This is a genomic window from Escherichia sp. MOD1-EC5495, from assembly GCF_002965965.1.
Classification (GTDB): Bacteria; Pseudomonadota; Gammaproteobacteria; order Enterobacterales; family Enterobacteriaceae; genus Escherichia; species Escherichia ruysiae.
In genome coordinates this window covers 1-629 of the sequence record NZ_PTRI01000058.1, presented here as the reverse complement: position 1 = coordinate 629, position 629 = coordinate 1, and the positions used below count along the sequence as shown (strand labels likewise).

The 629-nt window shown below is 52.9% G+C and carries 1 protein-coding gene; it reads right to left on the bottom strand.

The features are described 5' to 3' along the window. Positions 1-629, bottom strand: a 629-nt coding sequence (locus tag BEG40_RS21530) for a pyridoxal-dependent decarboxylase (RefSeq protein WP_105286080.1), incomplete at both ends; no start/stop codon positions are given.

The following is a 629-nucleotide window of genomic DNA, read 5'->3' as shown; positions in this document are numbered from 1 at the left end:
GCCTGGAATTTATCCAGCGCATCGTGCAGCGGTTGCGGGAACTCATAGTTACCGGTGTAGGTCACGCCGAAAGTCGGCACCACGCCGATGGTATTTTCGTCGCAGGCTTCAATCATGCGTTTCGGGTCCATAAACAACTGACCCGGGCGCATAGGGATCTCGCGCAGTTCCACATCCCAGTAGCGGGCAAATTTATGCCAGCAGATTTGCACCGGCCCGCACACGAGGTTGGGTTTATCGGTCGGTTTACCTGCGGCTTCCATACGTTTGCGCCAACGCCATTTCATTGCCATCCCACCGAGCATACAGGCTTCGGAAGAACCAATGGTGTTGGTGCCAACGGCCTGACCGTTTTTCGGCGCAGGCGCGTGCCACAGGTCGGCAACCATGTTTACACAACGCAGGTCGATAGCTGCGGACTGCGGATATTCTTCTTTATCGATCCAGTTTTTGTTGATCGACAGATCCATCAGCTTATGAACATTTTCGTCGTCCCAGGTCTGGCAGAAAGTCGCCAGGTTCTGACGGGCGTTACCGTCGAGAAATAATTCATCATTGATAATCTGGAATGCGATGTCATCGCGCATTTCGTGCAGCGGAAAACGTTTAGATTCCGCGATAGTGGAAAT